Annotated in this window: 12 protein-coding genes; all 12 read left to right on the top strand. The window is 34.7% G+C overall.

Annotated features, from left to right (window positions below; genetic code table 11):
* A partial coding sequence (locus tag AC34EU_RS08040; protein ID WP_489696179.1) for a sulfatase family protein occupies positions 1 to 1,434 on the top strand: 1,434 nt, incomplete at its 5' end.
* Positions 1,435 to 1,459: 25 nt separating this feature from the next.
* Positions 1,460 to 3,100, top strand: coding sequence for a sulfatase family protein (locus tag AC34EU_RS08035; RefSeq protein WP_489696178.1), 1,641 nt, complete (start codon positions 1,460 to 1,462; stop codon positions 3,098 to 3,100).
* 66 nt (positions 3,101 to 3,166) lie between these two features.
* On the top strand, positions 3,167 to 4,828 hold the full coding sequence (locus tag AC34EU_RS08030) for a ribulokinase (protein WP_489696177.1): 1,662 nt from the start codon (positions 3,167 to 3,169) through the stop codon (positions 4,826 to 4,828).
* A gap of 38 nt (positions 4,829 to 4,866) precedes the next feature.
* Complete coding sequence (locus AC34EU_RS08025) at positions 4,867 to 5,280, top strand: transmembrane 220 family protein (RefSeq protein WP_489696176.1); 414 nt, start codon at positions 4,867 to 4,869, stop codon at positions 5,278 to 5,280.
* 102 nt (positions 5,281 to 5,382) lie between these two features.
* Positions 5,383 to 8,199, top strand: a complete 2,817-nt coding sequence (locus AC34EU_RS08020) for a TonB-dependent receptor (protein WP_489696175.1) — start codon at positions 5,383 to 5,385, stop codon at positions 8,197 to 8,199.
* Between the two features lie 199 nt (positions 8,200 to 8,398).
* Positions 8,399 to 9,055 carry a 3-keto-disaccharide hydrolase gene (locus AC34EU_RS08015; protein ID WP_489696174.1) on the top strand — a complete coding sequence of 219 codons (657 nt, stop codon included), beginning with the start codon at positions 8,399 to 8,401 and terminating at the stop codon, positions 9,053 to 9,055.
* 26 nt (positions 9,056 to 9,081) lie between these two features.
* The gene (locus AC34EU_RS08010) at positions 9,082 to 12,273 is read left to right on the top strand and encodes a PVC-type heme-binding CxxCH protein (protein ID WP_489696173.1); all 3,192 of its coding nucleotides are present in this window, start codon (positions 9,082 to 9,084) and stop codon (positions 12,271 to 12,273) included.
* A gap of 133 nt (positions 12,274 to 12,406) precedes the next feature.
* Positions 12,407 to 13,531, top strand: a complete 1,125-nt coding sequence (locus tag AC34EU_RS08005; protein WP_489696172.1) for an FG-GAP repeat domain-containing protein — start codon at positions 12,407 to 12,409, stop codon at positions 13,529 to 13,531.
* 20 nt (positions 13,532 to 13,551) lie between these two features.
* Positions 13,552 to 13,848, top strand: a complete 297-nt coding sequence (locus AC34EU_RS08000; protein ID WP_489696171.1) for a Dabb family protein — start codon at positions 13,552 to 13,554, stop codon at positions 13,846 to 13,848.
* Between the two features lie 17 nt (positions 13,849 to 13,865).
* Complete coding sequence (locus tag AC34EU_RS07995) at positions 13,866 to 15,083, top strand: Tm-1-like ATP-binding domain-containing protein (RefSeq protein ID WP_489696170.1); 1,218 nt, start codon at positions 13,866 to 13,868, stop codon at positions 15,081 to 15,083.
* A 27-nt stretch (positions 15,084 to 15,110) separates the two neighbouring features.
* Positions 15,111 to 15,968 carry a phosphoenolpyruvate hydrolase family protein gene (locus AC34EU_RS07990; RefSeq protein WP_489666825.1) on the top strand — a complete coding sequence of 286 codons (858 nt, stop codon included), beginning with the start codon at positions 15,111 to 15,113 and terminating at the stop codon, positions 15,966 to 15,968.
* 49 nt (positions 15,969 to 16,017) lie between these two features.
* Positions 16,018 to 17,625: an MFS transporter gene (locus tag AC34EU_RS07985; RefSeq protein WP_489666826.1), complete on the top strand. Its 1,608-nt coding sequence runs from the start codon at positions 16,018 to 16,020 to the stop codon at positions 17,623 to 17,625.
* The last annotated feature ends 351 nt before the right edge of the window (positions 17,626 to 17,976 follow it).

The raw sequence follows: 17,976 nt of genomic DNA, 5'->3' as shown, positions 1-17,976 counted from the left end.
AGTAAAAATAAACAACCAAATATTATTGTGATCTTTGTAGATGATATAGGCTACAACGACCTTTCTTGCTATGGCGCTAAAGATCCAGCAATACAAACACCAAATATAGATCGAATGGCTGAGGAAGGAGTTAGATTCACAGATTGGCAATCTACTAGTAGTGTTTGCGCTCCCAGCAGGGCTTCTTTACTTACAGGAAGATATCCTAATCGATCTGGCTTACCCACTGTCCCTAATGCCATCGCTGTTTTTGGAGATGATTATCAACAAAATATTGGCTTACAACAATCAGAATTAACAATTCCTGAAATACTTAAACCTTTAGGATATAGTACTGCCATGTATGGAAAATCTCATCTCGGATGGGATTCAAAATTTTATCCTCTACGCCATGGTTTCGATGAATATTATGGAAGCCTTGGAAATTTTCCTATCGGCGGTACAAATCCTGTATATGAAGGTGATGAAGTTGTTGAAGATTCTGTTCGTTATCAAGATATTCATCATAAATTGACAGAGAGAACAATAGAATTTATGAAAAAAAGTCATGACAAGGACAAGCCATTTTTCATCTATTTAGCTCATTACCTTGCTCATGGACCTTGGCAGCCTAATAAGCAATTTGCCACAGAGGCAGAATGGGAGATTTATCAAAATCAACCTATAAAGGGGCACCTGCGAGATGGTGGGGATGAGATCTATCCTGCTCTGGTAAGAGAACTTGACTGGCAGGTCGGGGAAGTTTTAAAAGCAATAAAAGATCTGGGAATCGATGAAAACACTCTTGTGTTTTTTATTTCAGATAACGGACCATGGCTTCCTGCAGGATCAGCCTGGCCATTGAAGGGTTCCAAGTATAACACGTTCGAAGGTGGCCATCGTGTTCCATCCATTGCCAGATGGCCGGGTGTAATCCCTCCGGGGCAAGTGAGCGATGCGGTTTGTTCAACTATGGACATATTTCCAACAATTGTTCATCTTTCTGGTTCGGAGTTGCCAAATGACAGGAAAATTGATGGTGTTGACATAACCCAGGTTTTAAAAGGGAAGAGATCAAAAACAGAGCACGATATTTTGTATTATTATAATGGTATTACACTTGAAGCTTTACGTGAAGGAAACTGGAAACTTCATCTGCCGAGAATTCCTGAGAGCAAAGTTTTTTGGTCGCGTTCAAGTCTGGGAGGTTTTCAAAAGCTTGACAAGCCTGTTCTTTTTGATCTTGGAGATGAAATAGGAGAACAAACTGATCTGGCAGATAAATACCCTGAGGTTGTTCAAAGGTTATTATCTCATGCCCAAAAAGCACGAAAAGAACTAGGAGATTGGAACATTAATGGAAAAGATCAGAAAAGACTTCTCAATTATACTGGAAATATTAATAATCCAACCAGAGTAAAAGGTAGCGGGGTGAATCCGCACCTGAAAGATTAGAAAACAGAAAACAAGCATATTAACTGTGAAAGCTAAAGAACATTTTAAAACCTTAATAATTAAGGTGGGTATTAAAAATATAATCAATCTTTTTATCTGTCTTTTTTCATTTGGAACTTTATCTGCTCAACAAAGTGAAAACGTTTCTAGTGACGACGGGGCATTACCTAATATTATTTTTATCCTTTCAGATGATCAGGGTTATGCAGATTTAGGAAGTTATGGCTCTAAGACCATAGAAACCCCTAACATTGATCAATTGGCAGTTGAGGGGGTTAAATTTACTGACTTTTATGTTCATCCTATCTGTTCACCTACAAGAGCAGCTTTTCTTACAGGTTGTTATGCCCCTAGAGCAGGGTTTCCAGATGTTCAGCTTTGGGGATCCCCTTTTGGGCTAAATCCAGATGAAGTTACTATTGCGGAAATTCTTAAAACTAAAAATTATAAAACTGCATGTATTGGAAAATGGCATTTAGGTAATGAAGATGTTTTTGCTCCTAACCAGCAAGGTTTTGATTATTTCTATGGCATTCGATTAGTCAATGGAACACAAAAATTCGAAAATTTTGCAGTTCCTCTTTATCGTAATGATTCATTGCTTACTATGCGTCCAGATCATTCAAAAATGACACGAGACTTTACAGAAGAAAGTCTTTTTTTTATTGAAAAAAATAAAAAAAAGGCTTTCTTTCTATATCTAGCATATACAATGCCCCATATACCAATTTACCCTGGAGAAAGTTTTAGAGGTAAAAGTGGGAACGGACTATATGCAGATGCTATAGAGGAAATTGACTGGAGCGTTGGTCGTATAGTTGAAAAATTAAAAGCAGAAGGATTAGAAGAAAATACTTTAATCATTTTTGCCTCAGACAATGGCCCTTGGGCAGGACATGGTGAACAATCGGGAAGTGCTGGCAAACTCAAGGGAAGTAAAATGACCACATGGGAGGGTGGTGTTCGTGTACCAATGATTATGAAATGGAAAAATGTTATTCCAGCCTCTAAAGTATACAGTGAAATAACTGGCATTATTGATATGGCTCCTACTATTGCTGCAGCAGCGGGAGCTTCTATGCCTGATGATAGAGTGATAGACGGCAAAAATTTATTTCCATATATTTTGGATCAAAAAAACACAAAAATACCACATGAAATATATTATCATTATGCAGGCACTTGGTTGCAGGCAGTTAGGTCAGGTAAATGGAAATTACATTTTGCTAGACCTGAAGTTCGACCTGGAAGATATGGCGAATCAGCTGATTGGATTACTAACTATGCAGGCATATTCAAAAATGATTTATTGTATAATCTAGAAACAGATATTGGAGAAACAAAAAATCTTGTGAATGAATTTCCTGAAATAGTTCAAGAGCTTAAGAGCATGACAATGAAGGCAAAAGAAGATATTGGAGATTACTCAATACAAGGTAAAAATAGTCGACCAATAGGATCTACTTATCTAGAATTAACTGATATTACTCAATATCCCAATAGTAAATTTGCTAGAAAAGTAGGTGAAGAAATGATGACAGAAATGTTAGCTTTTCAGAAAAAACGTTTTAACAAGTTATCAAAGTCTAATAAGCCATTGAATAATCAAGAAGCTGAGGAATTAGAATTTTATATAAAGATATTTACCAATGAAAAAGACAAATAGAATAGTAGGGACAGACTTTATAGCCCGTGGAATCTATAATGTATTATACAGTTAATAATCAGTGATATGGATGATAAGTATGTAATTGGTGTTGATTATGGTACAGCTTCAGTTCGCTCAATATTGGTTAATGCCCACAATGGTACTATCGTTGCAGAGGCTGAATATGAGTATCCGCGTTGGAAGAAAGGGTTATACTGTAATCCTTCTAAAAATCAATTCAGACAGCACCCAATGGATTATTTGGAAGGGCTTGAATTTACTATAAAAAACTTAATTGAAAATGTTTCAAAAGGTATTATACAAAATGTAAAAGCAATCACCATTGACACGACAGGTTCAACGCCAGGACCTGTAGATAAAACAGGCACGCCTTTAGCTTTAAAAGACGAATTTAAAGACAATCCTAATGCCATGTTTTTTCTTTGGAAGGATCATACCGCAATGAAGGAAGCCGATGAAATAAATAATCATGCTAAAATTTTCGAAACCAACTACATCCAATATTCAGGCTGTATTTATTCATCAGAATGGTTTTGGGCGAAATTATTGTATGCTTTAAGGGCGGACACAAAAGTTAGCAATGATATGGTCACTTGGCTAGAGCATTGTGATTGGATGTCTTTTTTACTAACTGGAGGCACTGATTACAAAAATATAAAGCGAAGCGTTTGTGCTGCTGGACATAAAGCGTTGTGGTCAGAAGAACATGGTGGCTTACCACCAGAAGAATTTTTCACCTCATTGGACCCTCTCTTTAAAAATCTTGAACATCCTTTATTTTCAGAAACATTTACCTCAGATACCGTTGCAGGGAATTTATGTGCTAAATGGGCATTAAAACTCGGATTGGACGAAAACGTAAAGGTTGGTGTTGGAGCTTTGGATGCACACCTTGGAGCTGTTGGTGGTCAAATAAAACCGTATTACTTGAGTAAAGTCATGGGGACCTCAACCTGTGATATGTTGGTTATCCCAAGAAGTGATAAAAAACAGATTTTGGTGCCTGGTATTAGTGGACAAGTGGATGGGTCGATTATTCCTGGCATGATTGGTTTTGAAGCAGGTCAATCAGCATTTGGTGATGTTTACGACTGGTTCAAACAACTGCTTACCAAAACAACATTTGATTATATTCTAAAGTCTGATTTAGACGATGAAGTAAAACAACAGCTCATTAAATCCATTGAAACCAATATTTTAATGGATTTAAGTGAAGCTGCAAAACGTTTGCCATTCGACGCATATTCAGAATTGGCTGTAGATTGGTTTAATGGACGTAGAACCCCTAATGCGAATCCATATTTAAAAGCAGGAATTTTTAATCTTGATTTGGCAAGTGATGCTCCAAATATTTTTAGAAGCTTGGTAGAAACAACTTGTTTCGGTTCAAAAAAAATCGTGGAGCATTTTATTGAAAAAGGTATTCCCATCAAAGGTATTATAGCTTTAGGAGGTGTAGCTAGAAAGTCTGATTTTGTCATGCAAACAATGGCAGATGTGATAGGAGTGCCTATAAAAGTCAATACGGCTGAGCAAAGTTGCGCACTCGGTTCTGCTATGTTCGCTACAGTGGTTGCTGGCATTTATGATGATGTTGAAACGGCAGCTTCATTTTTAGGTCAAGGATTTGACAAAATCTATAAACCTGATTTAGAAAGCACAAAACTATATAATGAAAGATATAAAGCTTACCAACAAATAGGTGACTTCTTGGAAGCTAAATAATAATAAGTAAAGGTTGTGGTTATCCTAATATCTTTTTAATGACGAATATAGAATCTAAGTTGAAAAAACAAATGAAACAGATTGAAGCATTTAGCAAACAGAAAAAGATTACTAATTTTATTCTATGTGTTGTCTTTATCATTTTTGCGCTATTACAAATAAATGATCCTGATGGTTTTTTATGGTTTTCAATATATTTCATTGTATCAATTATATGTTTATATAGCAACTTTAAACCCATTTCTAAATCGCTTTTAATTTTAATAATAATAGCTTTATTAGCATACTCTGCATTTTATTTTCCATTATTTATTGACTATTTAGAAACAAAAAACAGAGAAGAGATTTTTGACGAAATGGTTTATGATAAGCCCTATTTAGAAGGTGCTAGGGAATTTATTGGACTTTTAATAGCAGCTATTGGCGTCATATATCAATTAAAGATTAGATAAAACAGAAATCAATAATATTGAATTAATCCGCTTTTTTAAAGAGCCAAGCATCTCTTTTTTTAAGACTTCTATTTAATAACTTTACATTTTTCAAATATAAATATGAACAAAATTATAATGCTTTTTCTTTTTACAATAACAAGTCCGTTTTGTAATACAGTTTTTTCTCAAAGTAACATTAACGGAGAAGTAAAAAATCGTCATGATAATCCTTTAGAAGCCGCAAATATTGTTTTAAGTCCTTCTATCCATACAAGCATAACTAATGCAGATGGGCTTTTTAAAATAAAAAATATCCCTGCTGGCAACTATGTAATAATTATTTCATATTTGGGACATAAAACTATAAAGGACACTATTGAAGTGACTCAAAAAGATGTAACACTTTCTTTTGTTTTAGAAGATGATTTGTTAAACCTACAAAACATAGTAGTTACAGGTAGTTTTGATCCTAGAATTCAGCTAGAATCCAGTACATCACTTAGTATACTTAACTCTAAAGCACTTCAACAAGTATATCCGCAGGGAACTGCAAGTTTACTTCAAAATATTCCTGGCACATTTACAGACGCATCAGCAGGTGAAGTATTTACTAAAGTTTATACACGAGGTGTTTCAGCCTCAGCAGAAGATGATACAGGGTGGTATTATGTGTCTCTTCAAGAAGACGGGCTTCCTGTTAGTCTTGTTCAACATTCATATTATAGTCCAGATCTTTTTCATCGCCTAGACCTAACTACCAAAAAAGTGGAAGCTCTAAGAGGTGGAAGCTCTTCTATTACAGCACTTAATGCTCCTGGGGGTATATATAATTTTATCTCGCAAGGTGTTCGAAATGAATTTGAAGGTGATGTTCAACTAGCAAGTGGTTTTCAAGGAGAAGGGAATTCCTTATACAAAATAGATGCTAGTATTGGAGGGCCGTTAGGTAATAACTGGTTTTTTAATGCAGGTGGACATTACAGACATGATGATGGTGCTAGAAACACGGATTTTACTTTTAGCAAAGGCGGACAGTTTAAATCCAATATCATTAAAAAGAATGCACATGGATACTTAAAATTTTATGGAAAAATATTAGATGATTACACAAATCGGTATACAGGTGTTGCTGCTACAAACTGGGACAACCCTGCTCCAGCTTTTGGACAAAATTTTGGTTCAACCTCGTTATTAATGTCAAGTTTTAACGGCAATATTCCTGACGGAAGAAACCTTTCTCGTGGGGCATCAAATAGTTTTGACCCATCACAAGGTGTTCACGCTAAAGATTTAGCTTTTGGGTTTGATGTATCCCAAGACATAGGTAATAATTGGCTATTAAGAAATAACATTAAATTTTCTGCCAAAGATGCCAATTGGCAAACCTCAATAAGTAATGCATTTGTTTCTTTAAACAACCCGCTAGCCTATTTTATTAGCGGTGCTGATTTCCCTATTGGTCAGGTTGTTTTTAGAGATGCACAATCAGGCTATGAAATTGCTAGAGTTGATAATAGTGGTGTTTTAGCAGGTAATCCCATACAATACTTAAGTGAAGGTTCTTTACCAAATGATGCCATTATGGGAACTTCTGCTTGGTACAAAGATAATAAAGCGGATGAGTGGATGAATCAATTTACATTACAAAAAAAATTAGAACATCATGATATTACAACAGGCTTTGCTTTAGGTTTTTCAGACACGTCTTTATTCACTCAAGGAAGTTTTGCTTTTGTAACATATGAGCCAAACCCTAGATTGCTTCATGTAACACTTGAGAATCCGGGTCAATCTGTAATTGAACTATCCGATTCCAATGGTGTTAGCAATTACGGCGGTTTATTTTTTGTAAATTCTAACGCTAAAGTAAGTCAGGTATCTACTTTTGTTAATGATCGATGGAAGGTTACAGATAAAGTTCATTTAGATTTAGGATTACGTCATGAAACCATTAAACATAAAGGTAGCAAAGATCGTTTTGCTCCATTTGTGCAAAATGGAGGTCTAGACGGAAATGATAATACAGCTTATGATAATGGCGTTTTAGCTCCAACAGGAGAAAAAGATAGTTTTAATTACAATTATAGATACCTGTCCTTTTCAGGAGGTGTTAATTATAAAATTGATAATGAAGCTGCTTTATTTGCTAGATTTTCACAAGGAAATAAGGCCCCTGAATTAAATCACTATTTTAATAATTTCTCAAATGTACCCATAAACAAAAAGGGAGAAGTCCAAAAAATAAACCAAGCCGAAATAGGTGTAAAGTATAATCTTAAAAACTTTTCATTTACAAGCACCGCATTTTGGAGCCAGCTTAAAAATGTTGGTTTAGCTAATTTCGAATTTGATTCAAACGATAATAATATTTTCTATACACCGATTCAATTTAATACATCAAGAACAATTGGTTTAGAATGGGAAAGTGTTTATTCCCCTTTGCAGAATATTACTTTTCATTTTAACGGAATTATTCAGAACCCAAAAGCTACCGAATGGAAGGTTTATAATGCAGCAGGTTCGGTTGACACAAATGACGATATTATTATAGATTATTCTGGTAATATACTACCCTTTAACCCTAAGTTAATGTTTAACCTTAGTAGCGAATATCAAAAAGACAATATATCAGCATTTATTAAATGGCAGTTTTTAGGCAAACGTTATGGTAATGTGTCTAATGGATTTATACTTCCCGCTTATAGTGTTTTTAATGCGGGAGTTAGTTATGAAATTAGTAAACATATATCAGTAAACATGTTAGCAACCAACCTGTTTAACTCTGAAGGATTAGCCAATTTTTTTGGCGCTAATAGTTTTGGTGCTAATGCAAATGGAGTGACTCCTGAATTTATTGCGGCCAATCCAGATGCTAGTTTTATAGTTTTTCCCGTTTTACGTAGAAGAGTTTTATTAAAATTAAATTACAGTTTTTAGCATAAATATTTAAAAAAAACTAGTTTAAATGTATATTATAATAAAGATCTTTTGGAATTAGCAAAATGTTTTTTGAGACAAATTTTAAAGTTTTTATGAGGATAATTGTCATTTTCAGACACAAAGTTGAGTGGATTATCTAAATGATTAAGTCTATTCATTTTTTATATTAGAGTTTGTTTACCTAAATAATTTCCAATTGAAAAAAAATTTCCTAACTCAGTTTTCAAAATTAGCAGTATCCATTTTAATTTTAAGCAGCTTAAGTTGTTTTGCACAAAAAACAGTTACAACAACGTCACTATTTAATGGTGATTCATTAGAAGGTTGGAAAACTGTGCAACAATCTAATCAAAGCATCTGGTCTGTAATAGATGGTGTCATTACTGGCGGAGATGGAACTAAAAAAATCACTTCAAACACTTATTTACATACAGTCAAAGAGTATGAGGATTTCGAATTTCGTTGTCTTTTTAAACTTACTGGAGATCATGGTTTAGGATTAATTAATAGTGGAATTCAGTATCGTTCAACAATTAAAGATAATAAAATCATTGGCTATCAAGCGGATATAGGAAAAGGATATTGGGGAGATATTTATGATGAGCACCGCCGTGGAAAACTTATAAGTGGAGACTTGAGTACTTTAAAACACCTCTTAAAAGAAGATGGTTGGAACAGTTATATTATAAGATGCAAAGGTAATAAACATGAACTCTATATTAATGGTGTTAAAACTTGTGAATATATAGAAACAGACAAGAGCATGCCTTCTAAGGGTGTTTTTGGAATGCAATTGCATAGTGGTGGTAATGCACAAATAGAATTTAAGAATATTACCATTACCCAGCTTTAAATATCAATAACTTTATAATAAACACAGTGAATAGAATTAAATCATCTCTTTTAATAAGTTTAGTAACCATACTAATCATTGCATGTGAAAATGTAGATAAATCAATAATTGATAACGATCCTACTCTAACTGAAAAACAGTTAGTTAAGTATTCAAGAAAAACGTTTTCTCAACGAGAAAAATTGAATTCTCCAGAAGAAGAGTTAGCAGGTTTTAAGGTTCCAGAGGGTTTTGTAGTCGAATTGGTTGCAAGTGAAAGAGATGGTGTTATCAACCCCATAGATATAACCTTTGATGATGCGGGAAAATTATGGACACAAACAGCCCAAATGTATCCTCTAGATCCTGTTGCAGATGTTAAATGGAATGAGTTAATAAAATTAATGGACAATCCTGAAGCTCAGGAAAAAAATGAAAAATTCAAACATATTTTTTCATTGTATCGTGGTCAAAAAAAAGGGAAAGACAAAATATTAGTAATTTCAAACTTATATAATAATTCAGATATAAAAACGAATGTTTGGGCAGATGGATTATCCATTCCACAAAGTATATTGCCTTATAAAAATGGTAGTTACGTTGCACAAGGTTCAGAATTGTTTTTTTTAAGTGATACTGATAATGATGGAAAGGCAGATAAGCGTACACCTTTATTAACTGGTTTTGGTATTACAGATACCCATACTATGGCGCACTTATTAGTTCGAGCTCCTGGAGATTGGATTCATTTTAGTCATGGTGCACTTAATAAAGGAAACGTGACCTCGTTAGTAAGTGATGCCAAATTGCGTATCGATTTTAGTAAAATTGCTAGATTCTCTTTGGATGCCAAAAAACTTGAGTTAGTAAACGCAGGGTTAAACAATATCTGGGGATTCCAACTTAGAGGCAGTGGACAATGGTATGCCTCTGAAGCTAATGACTTGGGATATTCTGTAGTTCCTATGGAAGGAGGAACAGCATTTCCTGGAATAGGAAGTGAGCGTGTTCGTTCGTATCAACCTTGGTATTTAAAGTTACATGATTTTCGCTTAGGTGGAACTGGAGTTTCTGGTATAGCCTTTTCTGATGATGATGAAGGGTCGTTTCCAAAAGCATGGAAAGATGTTGCCTTTATAGCAAACCCTATTACAAGTAAAATAAATGCTGTAAAGGTTATACGTAATCCTGATGGCACTGTTTTTTCTAAACATTTACCAGATTTTTTAACTTCTGAAGATGACTGGTTTAGGCCTGTTAATATGGAATTTGGTCCCGATGGTAGTTTATATTTTGCCGATTGGTATAATAAAATCATTTCGCATAACGAATTACCAACAACGCATCCAGATCGTGATAAATCTCACGGACGTATTTTTCGAATTCGTCATAAATCACAAAAACCAAGAACTATTGAGAACTTTTATGAAGTTAAAACAAATGACCTTGTCGAACATTTAAAATCGCCTTCCCTTTGGGCAAAACGTGCCGCATGGCATCAAATAAGTGATCGTCCAATTGAAGAAACTAAAAACCTTTCAAATGAGTTGTTGGCTCTCGCTTCAGACAAATCTCAAAGTGAAACAACGCGCATTTTAGCATTATGGTCTATAGAAGATATTCATTATTATGATAAAAATTTAATACGTACATTACTTGCGTCTCCAGAACATAATTTACGTAGAGAAGCTGTGAGATCATTGGCCTCGTTTTCATTAAACGCTAGTGCGATTGCTAGTGCATTAGAGCATGTTTCTGAAGACAGCAACCCTATGGTTCGCTCTCAAGTACTTAGAACATTAAACGAAGTAGGTGTTGCTAATGCAGAAACTATAAATCTATTGGTAAAAGCCTGTAAACCTGAACTTGAGGGCAATGAAATGGGAGGGTCTTATGAACGCAATTTCGAACGTTTTTTGGCAAGAAAAACACTTGAAAGTTATTCAGATGAATTAAAAAAGTTTATTGCTTCACCTCAAGCAGAACAGTTAGACCCTGCTAATCTTATATGGGCAAGTCAAGCATTAGAAGAGAAAGAACGTGAACGTATTTTTCTTGATTTATGGGGACAACAAGGCGGAAAAATGAGCTTAAATGAATCTACATTTATAATTGCCGCAAAGATGCTTTCTAATCCAGCTATATTTAAAGCTGTTAAACCTACATTAGAACAAGAAGAAAAGGCCGAAACTTACGTTAAATACGCATTAAAAAATTTAACTCAAGTACAATCTAGTCAATTAACTCAATTGCTATCAAATCCTGTAAAATCTTTGCTGCAAAGCAAGGATGAATCTACGCAACGTCTAGGTCTGGAGGCCATCGGCAAGTTACGAGTTAAAAACCTTCAAAATAATATTATACCATTAATTAAAGAAACTTCTTCAGAGGAGACTCTTAATTTAATACTACTTGCTCTTGAAAATCAACCCGAACAAAATAAAATGATTTTTTTGCAATTGGCCAAGAATAATAACTTAAAGGATGAAATAAGAGTTTATGCCTTACACGCGCTAGTAAAGGTAGATCAACCTCAGGCTATCACCATTTTAACAACATGGTTACCAAAATTAGATGAAACACAACAAAAACTAGTTGCAAATATTTTATCTGGGTCCAAAAATGGCGCTTCACTTTTAAAAAAATTGTTTAAAAAGGAATTATTATTACATAAAATTTTTGATATTTCTAGCGCGGAAAAAATACACCAATCTAACAAAGAAGATCCTGTCGGAATAGAGATATTAGACCAAGTAAAAAAGCGACAGGAAGAAGATAAAAAAGCCTTTGAGACTAAACTTGAATATTTTATGGCTATTGCAGAAAAAGAAGATGGCAATGCAAAAGAAGGAGAAGGACTATTTCAAACATGCATACTATGTCATAGCGTTGGGGATAAAGGATATGATTATGCTCCTGCGCTTGACGGTTCGGCATTACGAGAAAATGAAGCTTTATTAACGGCTATTCTTAATCCAGATGCTGCATTAGAAGGTTATTATGCCGTTTATAGAGTTACTAAAAATGATGAGAGCAATATTGAGGGATATCTTATAAAAAGAGATGATAGAGGGACTTCTATTGGTTTTATGGGAGGTGCCAAAGTTTTCATTCAAGCTAGTGAAATTAAATCGCAAAGTTTCATAGGTGGGCGTTCGTTTATGCCTAAATGGCTTATTGATGATTATTCTGATAAACAAGTTGCAGATTTGCTGGCTTATATTAAAACATTAAAATAAATTGTTTTTATAGATGTATACTTTAAATAAAATAAAATTTTCTGTTAGCTTCTTTATTTGTATAACATCACTACAAATAAAGGCTCAAACAGAAAAATTGCCACTCACAAACGTGTCTTTTAAAAAAGTACAATTGTTAGATAAGTATATTACAGAAGGTGCATCAATAGGAGATATTAATGCTGATGGCTATCAAGATGTTATAGCGGGATCTGTATGGTGGAAAGGTCCAGAGTTCAAAAAAAAATTTACATATGCGCCAGTAAAACACTATCCCATTACAGGTCCTGGATTAGAAGGTTATGCAACCAACTTCTTCACGTTTCCATATAAACTTAATAATGATAAGTGGACAGATATATTACGCATTGGACTACCAGGAACCGATAGTAAATGGATTAAAAACCCCGGAAAAAGATCGAAGTCCTTTGAGAAAGTAAAAGAAAAACCTAAATATCAAGACGCACAGAAACATGTTGATCATGAATCTCCTAACTTAATTAATATAATTGGTGATGAAAAAAAGGAGCTTTTAGCTTTTAGTAATGGGCAAATTACATTGGGAATTCCCAATGGAGATAATGAAAATGAATGGGAGACTTTAGCTATTAGCCCATACGACCCAAAACGTTCTCCTCACGGTCTGGGGGCAAGTGATATTAATATGGATGGACTTATAGATATACTAGAAAAAAGTGGATGGTGGGAGCAACCAACGAATTGGAATTATATAACGGTTTGGAAGCGCCATAAACACCCTTTTTCTCCTGAGCAAGGAGGTGCCCAGATGTTTGCTTTTGATGTTGATGGCGATGGCGATAATGATGTTGTAACAGCTATGAACGCTCATGGTTATGGCCTCTCATGGCATGAGCAAATAAGTACAAATAATAATATTGCTTTTAAGGAGCATAAAATAATGACCAACTTAAAAGCAGATAATAAATATGGCGTATCTTTTAGTCAGTTACATGCCTTAGATTTTGCTGATATAGATAGTGATGGCATTCTAGATATTGTGACTGGAAAATGTTATTATGCGCATAATGGACGTGACCCAGGCTCTGAAGACCCTGCTGTTTTATATTGGTTTAAAACAAATAGATGTCCGGATGGGACTGTAGAATTTATCCCTTATTTAATTGATGATCATTCTGGAGTTGGAAGACAAATTAGCACAGGTGATTTAAATAATGACGGTAAGATTGATATTGTGATCGGTAATAAAAAAGGCGTATTTGCTTTTATACAAGATTAAATACAAATAAAAAAAATATTATGACTAGACACTTCGGAATGTTTCAATTTAAAGAAGTAATAACAAATCAAGAAATTGAAGAATGTTTTTCAACAATGCAAGCTATGGTTGGAAAAATCCCTGGACTTTTAAAAATGGAGCATGGACCTTATGATAGTAGCGAAGGGTTCAACGATGGGTATACATATGGGTTTATAATGACTTTTGATAGTCCCGAATCTAGAGAAGCTTATTTACCACATCCTATTCATGAAAAAGTAAAGAATTTAGTAATCCCTAAATTAGAGCGAGTTGTGGTATTCGATTTTAATGTTTAATTAAATAGTGTTTTATAATGAATACAGTAGAAAAAAAGATTGTAATACTAGGATGTTTCGACACAAAAGGTGAAGATTTCTCCTATCTATTAGAATGCATTCAAAATAAAGATCAACACGTTATTACTATAAATACAGGTGTTATGGAAAGCACCGCTAATTTCACCATTGATTTTGATAATTCTCTAGTGGCGGAAGCTTCAGGAATCTCAATTGAGGCTATTAAAAACTCTGGAGATCGGGGGAAAGCTGTAGATTTAATGGGGCAAGGAGCTGCAAAAATTTTAGAAACGCTTGTAGCTGAAAATAAAATAAAAGGTGTTATTGGTATGGGGGGCGGGGGTGGTACCTATATTGCTTTGTCAGCGATGCAAGTGGTTCCGTTAGGCATACCAAAACTTTGCTTAACAACGCTTGCGGCCAAAGACCTTTCAAGACAAGTTGGTGTTAAAGATATTACTTTAATGCCCTCTGTTGTTGACGTTGCCGGACTTAATAGTATTAGTAAATTGTTAATACAACAAGCAGCCGCAGCCATTTGTGGTATGGTGGATGTAAAAGTGGAAGTTTCAGACAATATAAAAAAAAGTATTGCTATAAGCATGTTTGGAAACACAACTAAATGTGTAGATAAATGCACTGACCTATTGAAAGATAAAGGTTATGAAGTATTAGCTTTTCATGCTACAGGAGTTGGAGGTGCTACAATGGAATCTTTAATTTTAGAAGGTTGCTTTGATGCTGTACTAGATGTTACTACCACAGAATTAGCAGATGATCTTTGCGGTGGCATTTGTAGTGCAGGTCCTGAGCGTTTAACAGCAGCTTCCAAAATGGAAATTCCTCAAGTAGTTGTCCCTGGTTGCTTAGATATGGTGAATTTTGCTCATTTAGATACGGTTCCAGAAGAATTTAAATCTAGACAACTTTATAGTTGGGCACCAGATGTTACTTTGTTAAGAACTAATAGGGAAGAAAATAAAATTCTTGGAGAACGTCTAGCCACTAAATTGAATAAGTCTGAAGCAAAAGTAACGGTGCTGTTGCCTATAAAAGGAATTTCTCAAATTGATAGTGAGGGTGATATTTTCTATCAACCCGAAGTGGATAAGGCTTTGTTTGAATCAATCAAAGAACATACAAAACCCTCTATTCCTGTTATAGAAATTGATGCCCACATTAATGATGAGGACTTTGCAGTTGCATTAGTAGAAAACCTAATTAAAATAATATAAAACAGACTTTTATTAATTATTAAAAATATGCCAAACACATGGACGGGAAAAGGAAACCCTTATACCAGAGAAGAAGTTAGAGAAAGATTACAAGCAACTTTGGTTAAGAAAAAAGCTATTATTGGAGCTGGAGCCGGAACTGGAATTAGTGCTAAATTTATTGAAAAAGGAGGCGCAGATTTTATTATAATATATAACTCTGGACGATTCAGAATGTCTGGTCATGGCTCTACAGCTGGCTTAATGGCGTATGGTGATGCCAATGCCGTAGCTATGGAAATTGGAGAATTTGAAGTACTCCCAGTCGTTGAGGAAATACCTGTTTTTTGTGGTGTACATGGTTCTGATCCGCGCAGACGCATGTGGCATTTTCTAAAACAAGTAAAAGATATGGGGTTTTCAGGGATTAACAACTTCCCTACCCACTCTATTGTCGATGGATCTTTTAGAAATATTCTAGAAGAAACAGGGATGGGATTTTCTAAAGAAGTTGAAATGGTTCAATTAGCAACCAAAATGGATTTATTTTCATGTGTATATGTTGCAACTCCAGAAGAAGCTATTCAAATGGCTAAAGTTGGTGCAGATACAATAATTGCTCATGTAGGGACAACAGTAGGTGGATCCATTGGTGTAATTGGAGCTACAGTAGATATGGATTTTGCAATAAAGCGAACACAAGAAATAATAAATGCCGGACGTACAGTTAATAAGGATATTATCTTTTTAGCACATGGTGGACCTGTGAATACTCCAGAAGACGTTAAAATAATTCTTAAAAACACCGATGCTCATGGATTTGTTGGTGCTTCTTCATTAGAACGTATGGCTGTAGAAACCTCTTTAACAGAATTAACTCAAAAATTTAAAGCGCTAACACTTTAATCCTTTAAAAGTTTAGTATCAATTTAATAAAACATAAATAATTATGGAAATGAATACAAGTACAGCTAAATCTACAAATATGATTTTATTTTGGGGCTGTTTTATAGCCCTAGTTACCACTGCTTTTGGTTTTATTACTAGAGTCTTTTTGATTGATACTTGGAGTGAAGCTTTTGATTTGAATCCAGCTCAAGCTGGACGACTTACAGGAATTGGCATTTGGCCATTTTTTGTATCTATTGTCTTTTTTAGTCTATTTATAGATAGAATTGGTTATAAAATAGCGATGATATTTGCTTTTATAGGACATGTTTCATGGGGCATATTAGGCTATTTGGCATACCAACAATTACAAGTCGGTCACATTGATGTCGCTTATGACTTATTATATTGGGGAAGTTTAATTTTTGCACTAGGGAACGGAACTGTTGAGTCTTTTATTAACCCTGTGGTGGCAACAATGTTTAATAAAAATAAAACGAAATGGTTGAATATTTTACATGCCGGATGGCCAGGTGGATTAGTACTTGCTGGTATTATCGTAATTGGTTTAGGTAATGTTGAATGGTGGATTAAAATAGTTATTACAGTTATTCCTGCGTTTTTATATTTTATAATCTTAATTAAGCAGAAGTTTCCAAAAAATGAACGTGTTGCTGCTGGAGTTAGTTATAAAGAAATGCTACAAGAGTTTGGCATTGGTGGTGCAATACTGGTTGCATTTTTACTAGTGCTTCAGCTAAACGATTTCTTTAAACCTGAATCAGATGATTATTTAATGCGTTATGGTTTTATCGCTATTGGAGTATTAATTGTGACGGTTTTTGGATGGTATGTTAAAACCATTGGGCGTCCAATCCTATTATTTCTTTGCTTTATTATTATGCCTTTAGCTATCACAGAGTTAGGTACCGATTCATGGATTCAATCCATTATGCAGAGTGTCGCGAATAAACAGGGTTTCGATGCTGGATGGGTGCTAATTTACACATCGGCTATCATGCTGGTCCTTAGGCTTTTTGCTGGTAAAATTTTATATAAAATATCACCTTTAACCTTACTAGCTATAAGTTCTGTTCTCGCCATATTTGGGCTATATACTCTCTCGATAGCTACAGGGTGGTTTATATTCCTCGCAGCGACTTTGTATGGTCTAGGGAAAACTTTTTTCTGGCCTACCACTTTAGGTGTGGTAGCAGAACAAACACCTAAAGGAGGCGCGCTTACCTTGAACGCTGTTAGCGGCATTGGTATGCTCACTGTTGGTATGCTGGGAGCTCCAATAATTGGGGTGTTTCAATCAAATTCTCAAATTAATGAGCTTCAAGTCTCTCAAGAATTGGCTCAAATTGCGCCACCAACATTAGTTAATAATGGCATTATGAATCTTCCGTTAGAGAATAAAACTATTTATTCAATTATTAATTATGAAGAGGTTGACGCCGCTAAATTAAATCAAGCTATCGATGGAGCTTCCAATAAGAAACTTTTAAATGGACTAATTGAAAAACTTAAGGCTAATGGAACTCAAAAGGCTTTGAGTACTATTATTATTTTTCCTGTAATTATGTTGATCTGTTTTTTATTTCTTATTTTTTACTTCCAATCAAAAGGTGGCTACAAGCCTATTGAATTGAGTGAAAACGCAGAGAATTAAACTCAAAAACAAAGCTAACCGATTCTTTTTAATATATCCAGGCAAGAAAAGTATTTCCTACATTGGAAAATAAACTAAACCACAGGCATATCTTCTTCAGTAATTTCAGGAGTTGGATAATATACCCATATAGCGAAGCACTCCCAAAAAGGAAAGTGGATTTATTTAGACCTAGTGGGGGTGGTTCTTTAAACTTTTGGATCAGATTTTTTAGACTTTTCACAAACTAATCAGGGACAAGTTTCGGGACAAATTAAAAAAGGTTCACAAAACAATTACCTGTAAACCCTTATTATTAATAGTGGAGAAGATGGGACTCGAACCCACGACCTCTTGACTGCCAGTCAAGCG

Source organism: Candidatus Marivariicella framensis (assembly GCF_982709265.1).
Note: the sequence above shows the minus strand (reverse complement) of the source record. Positions and strands in the feature narration are given on the sequence as shown.